Origin of the sequence: Haladaptatus sp. (genome assembly GCF_049589095.1) — an archaeon.
Lineage (GTDB): Archaea > Halobacteriota > Halobacteria > Halobacteriales > Haladaptataceae > Haladaptatus.
In genome coordinates this window covers 1-7,245 of the sequence record NZ_JBAWAC010000053.1, presented here as the reverse complement: position 1 = coordinate 7,245, position 7,245 = coordinate 1, and the positions used below count along the sequence as shown (strand labels likewise).

At 63.5% G+C, this 7,245-nt stretch carries 7 protein-coding genes; 4 read left to right on the top strand and 3 right to left on the bottom strand.

What is annotated here, in order from left to right:
- A partial coding sequence (locus WBV42_RS01760; protein WP_423984504.1) for an ABC transporter substrate-binding protein occupies positions 1 to 580 on the bottom strand: 580 nt, incomplete at its 3' end.
- A gap of 161 nt (positions 581 to 741) precedes the next feature.
- Between WBV42_RS01760 and WBV42_RS01755 the strand changes: the two genes are divergently transcribed.
- On the top strand, positions 742 to 1,845 hold the full coding sequence (locus tag WBV42_RS01755) for a TrmB family transcriptional regulator (protein ID WP_423984503.1): 1,104 nt from the start codon (positions 742 to 744) through the stop codon (positions 1,843 to 1,845).
- Entirely contained in the window at positions 1,845 to 3,743 is a 1,899-nt protein-coding gene (locus WBV42_RS01750) for an MGH1-like glycoside hydrolase domain-containing protein (protein ID WP_423984502.1), read from the top strand. Before WBV42_RS01755 ends, WBV42_RS01750 begins: the two co-directional genes overlap by 1 nt.
- Here the strand turns inward: WBV42_RS01750 and WBV42_RS01745 are convergent, their stop codons facing one another.
- Complete coding sequence (locus WBV42_RS01745) at positions 3,744 to 4,925, bottom strand: MFS transporter (protein WP_423984501.1); 1,182 nt, start codon at positions 4,923 to 4,925, stop codon at positions 3,744 to 3,746.
- Positions 4,926 to 5,073: 148 nt separating this feature from the next.
- Here WBV42_RS01745 and WBV42_RS01740 point away from each other — a divergent pair, with 148 nt between their 5' ends.
- Both WBV42_RS01740 and WBV42_RS01735 read left to right on the top strand, forming a co-directional pair.
- Positions 5,074 to 6,090 (top strand): alcohol dehydrogenase, encoded by a 1,017-nt coding sequence (locus tag WBV42_RS01740; protein ID WP_253234597.1) that lies wholly within the window; start codon positions 5,074 to 5,076, stop codon positions 6,088 to 6,090.
- A 278-nt stretch (positions 6,091 to 6,368) separates the two neighbouring features.
- A complete protein-coding gene (locus tag WBV42_RS01735) occupies positions 6,369 to 6,608 on the top strand; it encodes a hypothetical protein (RefSeq protein WP_423984500.1) in 240 nt (79 codons plus the stop codon).
- A gap of 43 nt (positions 6,609 to 6,651) precedes the next feature.
- Here WBV42_RS01735 and WBV42_RS01730 read toward each other — a convergent pair.
- Positions 6,652 to 7,245 (bottom strand): S16 family serine protease (locus WBV42_RS01730; protein WP_423984499.1); only part of this gene is annotated, 594 nt, incomplete at its 5' end.

Sequence of the window (7,245 nt, the reverse complement as noted above, 5' to 3'; positions counted from 1 at the left end):
CGTGAAGCGCTTTTGCCGCCTTCATCAAGCCGTCCCACGTCGTCGGGTCGTCGAGGTTCTTATCCTCGAAGCTACTCTTTCGGTACCACATTCCCTCGACCCAACCGTACATCGGAATCGAGTAGTGGCCGCCGTCGGGCGCTTTCGTCAAATCGAGCGCGCCGTTGTAGAATTTGTCTTTGCCGACGTTCTCGATGACTGCGTCGGCCGCCTTCGTCGAAAGGAGACCGCCACTGCCGAGTTTCTGCATCGGCGAGAGACCGAAATCCGCGATGGTCGGGAGCGTCCCTGATGCGCGTGCCGAAGAGATGCGCGTCGGCAGGTCGTCCTCCTGGACCGCGTTCAGCGTGCTGGAACCGCCGTTGTTCGAGTCGTACGACTTGAGAAGCTTCTTGATGACCTTCTGTCGGTCGTTTTCGACGTTGCTCGTCCAGAACGTGATGTCCTTGTTCTTGCCGTCGCCGCTACTGCCGCCGAGGCTTCCGACACACCCGGCAAGCGCGGCCACGCCAGCCGCTCCGCCGATAGATTGTAGCACCGTACGCCGCGTTTTTTCCCCGTTTTTGTGATCGCCTGTCATAGGAACTCTGTCCTACTCAACCATGAAGAATAAGAAATATATAAATCTTGCTCACGTATTTGATACAGGAGTGAATATGAGAATTCGTATGGACGGAACGGCACTGTATCGGGAACGTCAACTAAAAGATTCAACTCGATAGGATGGGAATCAACACACAGATGGACACCGACGAACTTCGACGCGGACTTCAGGAGGTGGGACTTTCGACGTACCAGATCGACGCCTACGTCACCCTCCTCGATTTGGGAAGCGCGTCCGCGACGTCGCTCGCGGAACGGGCGGACGTGCCGCGGTCGCGAATCTACGACGTGCTCCGGGATTTGGAGGACGAAGGCTACGTCGAGACGTACAAACAGGACGCGCTCCGGGCGCGGGCCAGGGAACCGACGGAGGTTCTCCAGAACCTCAAATCGCGGGCTGAAACGCTCTCGAAGACGGCCACCGAGATTCAGGACAGATGGCAACAGGCCGGGGTCGGCGGACACCGCATCAGCATCCTCAAACGGGTCGAAACGGTCATCGAACGGGCGGAGGAAGCGATTCAGGACGCGACCAATCAGGTACAACTGTCGGTCACGCCGGAGCAGTACGACCGCCTCGTGCCCGCCCTCAAGACGTGCTACGAAAACGACGTGTTCGTCTCCGTTTCGATCAATACGAGCTACGAACAGCCGACCGACCTCCCGACCGACGAGGAGTTCGCCGACGTCGTCACCGAGGCACGGCACCGTCACCTCCCCGCACCGTTTCTCGTCCTCGTGGACCGTGAAATCGCGTGCTTTGCGCCACACACGGAACCGACTGGGCAGTACGGTGCGGTGTTCGAAGACGAGACCCTCACGTACATCTTCCACTGGTACTTCGAGGCCGCACTCTGGGAGTCGTGGGCCATCGTCTACACCACCCACAGCGAAACGCTTCCGGCGGAATACGTGAACATTCGGCGGTGCATCCGCGACATCGCACCGCTGCTGGCCGACGGGGCCACCATCACCGCGACCGCTCGCGGTCGGGAGATGGGTCGGCGACAGAGTATCTCCTTGTCGGGCGAGATAACCGATATCCTGTACGCCAACGGCGACATCCGCGAGGGGGACCAAACGCCGTCACTCTCGACGCTCGCCGGGCAAGCGACCATCGTCCTCCGTACCGAGGACGGCGAGTTCGGTATCGGTGGATGGGGTGCCGTGCTCGAAGATTTGGAGGCCGACAGGATCATCATCGAAGCGGTAACGTACCCGGACTGTGAGGAGGACGCCTGATGCTTCCCGACGACTGTGCGCTCGTCATGGATTCGGGACGACAGATCGTGGTCGATGCACGCGGCGACGTCACGCCCGCGACGCCCGAAACCGGCGTGTACGAATCCGACCATCGCTACCTCTCGGCGCTCGAAATCGACCTCGACGGACCGGACGACTGGCACGTTCTCGGTCGCGAATCCAGCGACCGCGGCGTGACGACGACGCTCGCCAGCCCCACCGTCGGCACGGGCCGCGGCGAGGGACGACCCTGGATGCTCGGCAAACACCTCGAAATCACGGAAACCGGCTGTCTCGTCCGAGTCCGACTCACGAACAACACGCGGTCGGCCCGCGAGGCAACCCTCTCCATCTCGCTGACCCCTGACTTCGGCCATATCTTCGAAATCCCTGCCTTCTTCTCGCCGCGTGAACACCAAGTGCGGCCGGTCGAAATTGAACGCCGCACGTCCGGCGTCGCCTTCGTCGGCACGCTCGCCGACGACACCGAACGGCGAGTCGAGGTCACGACCGACTCCGACCTCGAAACGAGCGTTTCCGACGACTCGGCGACCTTTTCCGCGGACGTGACCGTCCCGCCCGCTTCGACCCGCTCCATCGAACTCGAACTCGAACTGCCGGGTGGACGACGGAACACGCCCGATATCGAGACGGACATCGACTGTCCACGGTACGACCGACTCGTCGGGCGCGCCGCGAAAACGCTCGACGCGCTGACGCTCCCGTGTGGCGTTCCCGCGGCGGGTGCGCCGCGGTTTCTCGCGCCGTTCGGCCGCGATTCGCTCATCGTGAGCTATCAACTCCTGCCGTTCGACCCGACCGTCGCGGAACGGACGCTCCGTTTCTTGGCCGACGAACAGGGAACGGAAACCGACGGCGCGACGCTCGAAGCGCCCGGTCGAATCATGCACGAGAAGCGGTACGGCGACCTCCCCGTAATCGGGGAAAGCGTTCGAACGCCGTACTACGGCACCATCGACGCGACCCCGTTGTTCGCGGCGCTGTTCGCTGATACCGTCGAGGAGGGCGACGAAACGCTGTTCGAGGAGCTGTACCCCAACGCGAAAGCCGCCATCGAATGGACGCTTTCCGAACTGGACGACGACGGCTTCCTGTTCTACGAATCACACGACCACTCGCTGGGTCTCACCCATCTCGGGTGGAAGGACAGCGCGGAATCGCTCGCTCGTCCCGACGGAACCCCGGCGGAGGGTGCAATTGCGCTCACTGAAGTACAGGGGTACGTCTTCCGCGCATTGGAGCGGTTCGCGCCGCTCGCGGCGCGGGTCGGCGACGAATCGCTGGCGGACGACTGCCGGGAGATGGCGGGGACGCTCGCGGCGTCGTTCGAGGAGCGATTCTGGCTTCCCGACGAGGGTTGTTACGCGCTCGGGATCGACGGAAACGGCGTCATCCCGAGCGTCGCCTCGAATCAGGGCCACGCCATCTGGGGCGGATTGGGAAGCGAACGACGCGTCGAGCAGGTCGCAGAGCGGTTGACGCGCGAGGACATGCTCTCCTCGGCCGGTCTCAGGACGTTCGCGGCGTCACACGATTCCTTCGACCCGCTCTCGTACCATCGCGGGAGCGTCTGGCCACACGACACGAGCGTGGCGGCGATGGGACTCGCCGAGCGCGGCCAGCAGGACGCGGCGAGAGCGCTCGCCGTTCGGGGACTGTCAGCGCTGGAGGACACGGTCCGAACCGACTATCCCGACGGGTTTGGCTTCCCGGAACTCATGGTCGGTTTCGACGAGGGTGTCTCGGTCGGCACGCTCCGCCATCCGGACTCCTGTATTCCGGCGGCGTGGAGCGCCGGAAGCGTGTTCGGATTCGTTCAATGCGTGCTCGACTCCGATCCCGTCGAAGCCGAGACCATCGCGGAACTGATCCGGTAATCAGGTCCAGCGGCGAACGGCGAAAAGGAGCAACGCGGAAACGACGGTCATCGCGGCCAACAGTTCCCAACCGAGGCCGTACCCCGACCGTTCGACCAGCGCGCCGAAGACGGGCGGTGCGATCAGTCCGCCGACGTTGATGGCCGTCTGTCCCCCGGCCGTCGCGGCACCGATATCCTCGCCGTCCACGAGACCGCTCAGACACGAGTAGAACACGCCGGTCGAACCGTAGATGGAGAGTCCGAGTCCGGCAAACACGACGACGGCGAGGGGGAACGATGAGATACCGGTCGCGAGCGCGGCGAAGAGAACGGCACCTCCGGCGATTTGGACGAATGCCACGGTCGCCGACCCGCGAGCGCCGCCGAGTCGGTCGGCGGCGCTTCCGGCACCGATGCGGGCGATACTCCCCATGACTTGTGTGAGGGCCAGCACGATGCCGCCGATGGCGGTGGTCTGTCCGAGGCCGTCCTTGACGTAGAGTTCGATGTATCCGAGCATGGCGAAGATGGACGCGCCGAGGAAAAGTCCGGCGACGACGAGCAGCAGATACGGCCCGTTCGTCCGCAGATCGCTGAAATCGGGGAGGGACATCGTTCCCTCGCCGGACGTCCCGCCGTACGTCACGGCGAACCCGAGCGCGTAGCCACCCGCGAGTACGGCGATGACCCAGAAACCGAGTTGCCAGATCGTGACGGCTGCGACGCCGGTGATGACGAGCGAGGCGACGCCGCTTCCGGCCGTGACGCCGACCTGTTTCAGTCCCATGGCGAGGTTCTCCCGTCCGTTCGGCGCGCTGGCGATGATGCCACGGTTCGACGCGGGCATCGCCGAGGAGTACGCGGCCCCCAACACGACGCCCGCGACGAGGAGGAGTGAGTACGACGACGCGAACGAGACGCCGACGGTGGCGACCGCGAGTCCGGCGAGTCCGACGACCATCACGCGTTTTTCGCCGTAGCCGTCCACGGCCGCTCCGCTCGGAAACAGCGCAATCGTGTAGCCGAACAGCGCGGCCGTCAGGAAGAACCCGACGCTGGACGCCGACAGCGAGAAGGCGTCACGGACGACGCCCGTCGCGGCGAAGATGCTGTAATAACAGAGGCTTGCGGCCGTTTGCCACCCAGTGACCGTCGCGACCGACCGCCAATTTCCCGTTGTCGCCTTCGTGTTCCTCGTCACTGTTTTCGCTTCGAAACACGAACGGCGGTGCGGTAAGTATGACGACTCCGGACAACGATGCCTGGAGAGTGAAACCGGAAGCCGTCGCCGCTTTCCACCGATATTGGCATTTCCACTTATCCGTCTCGCGCCCGATGTTCCGACTGCTATGTCAGATACGATGCGGGCGGTCGAAGTCGACGAACCGGGAGGGGAATTCGAACTCGTCGAACGGGAGGTTCCGACGCCGGACGCCACGCAGGTTCGCGTCGAGGTCGAAGCCTGTGGCGTCTGCCACAGCGACTCCTACGCGAAGGAGGGTGGCTATCCCGGACTCGCCTACCCGCGCGTTCCCGGCCACGAGATAGTCGGACGGGTCGATGCGGTCGGCGAGGACGTGGAGCAGTGGGAGGAGGGCGACCGCGTGGGCGCTGGCTGGCACGCCGGACACTGTTTCACCTGCGAAGCCTGTCGTCGCGGCGAGTTCGAACAGTGTGAGAACGCGGACATCCACGGCGTGACGGTTGACGGCGGCTACGCCGAGTTCGCCGTCGTCAACGCGGAAGCGCTCGCGGCCGTCCCCGACGAACTGGACGCGGCGGACGCCGCGCCCCTGCTCTGTGCCGGGATCACGACGTACAACGCGCTCCGACACACGGACGCCCGACCGGGTGATCTGGTCGCCGTGCAAGGGATCGGTGGACTCGGTCACCTCGGCGTGCAGTATGCCCGACAGGCGGGCTTCGAAACGGTCGCCATCTCGCGTGGCACCGACAAGGAGGAGTACGCCCGCGAACTGGGTGCCGACCACTTCATCGACGCGAAGGCCGACGACCCGGCGGAGGAACTGCAGAAGTTGGGCGGCGCGACGGTCGTCCTCGCCACCGCGCCGAACGCCGACGCGATCTCCTCGGTCGTCCCCGGTCTCGACACCGACGGCGAGGTCGTCACCGTCGGCGTCCCTGGCGAACCCATCGACGTTTCCGTGGTCGACCTCGTCGGAAGCCGAAGTGCGGTTCGCGGATGGGCGTCCGGCGACGCTCGTGACTCTCAAGATACCCTGGAGTTCAGCGCGCTTCGAGACATCACGCCGGAAATCGAGACGTTCGACTTGGCGGACGCCGACGACGCCTACGAACGAATGATGGACAACGAGGTTCGGTTCCGGGCCGTGCTGGAACCGTAAGGCCAAACCTCCGGAGGGCCGACATCGCGTCGTCGACCCGATACCGTTCCGTGAGGGCGAGGTCGACGTCGTTTCGTCGCGCTAAAACCGCGATCAGGAATCGTTCTCCGCCCGATAGTTCGTTTTTCTCTAGCGGAAATTTCGATGGATAGATACGGTCTCATCTCCGCTCGAATCGAACGTGGCGGTATGGTATCCGCCGGTGATGTAGCCACTGTGATCGTTAAATCAGCTCACTTAGCCACAAAGCGAATGTACTCTCGTGCTGAACGAAAAATATGGCAACACTCAGTGGGGAAGACGAAGGGAAGTTCCTGATGGACAGCGAAGGGGAGCAACTCGGGATCGTGAGCGAGGTTCGGAGCGGGACGGCGTACGTCGATCCCGACCCCAACCTCGGTGAAGCGTGGCTGGAAGTGTTCGGATGGGGGAGCGCCGACGACGACGACCTGGCGGTTCCCGCCAGCGTCGTCGATACGGTGACCGACAAGGAGATTCGCGTGAACAAGGACCTCTGATTTTTCGGAAGTCAGCTATCGATTCGACCGGAAAAAATCGAGTTCAGGGACTCGGACTCGGCGATCCGTGATCGCTGCTCGTGTCGAGGGCCGTTCCCGTAATGGTCCTGAGTCGGTCGGTGAGGCTCTCTATTTTGGACTCGCCGACGAGCGCGACTTCGAGGACCTCGCTGATGTGCGAGACGGGGACGATATTCACCATCTCCTTGTACTCGTCCTCGATCATCACGTCCTGTTCGTTCGCTTTCGGGATGATAACCGTCTCGATGCCGGTCTTCGCGGCCGCCTCGATTTTGTGCGTGACGCCACCGACGGGGAGGACGTCACCGCGGACGGAGAGCGACCCCGTCATCGCCACGTTCTGATCGACGGGGATGTCTTCGAGCGCGCTGATGACGCCGGTCGCCATCGTCACGGACGCCGAATCCCCTTCGACGCCGCTGTAGGTCTGGACGTACTGGATGTGGATGTCCTTCTCGGAGATGTCCTCGTCGCTGAACTTCTTGATGATGGCGCTGACGTTCTGCACCGCCTCCTCGGCTATCTCCTGGAGTTTCCCGGTGGCGATCACCTTCCCGGCACCTTGTGCCGGGGAGATTTCGGTCATGATGGGAAGGACGCGACCGCTGTCCTCGCC

Coding starts and splice junctions, on each gene's coding strand:
- WBV42_RS01755 (WP_423984503.1), top strand. CDS start 742: ATGGACACCGACGAACTTCGACGCGGACTTCAGGAGGTGGGACTTTCG.
- WBV42_RS01750 (WP_423984502.1), top strand. CDS start 1,845: ATGCTTCCCGACGACTGTGCGCTCGTCATGGATTCGGGACGACAGATC.
- WBV42_RS01740 (WP_253234597.1), top strand. CDS start 5,074: ATGTCAGATACGATGCGGGCGGTCGAAGTCGACGAACCGGGAGGGGAA.
- WBV42_RS01735 (WP_423984500.1), top strand. CDS start 6,369: ATGGCAACACTCAGTGGGGAAGACGAAGGGAAGTTCCTGATGGACAGC.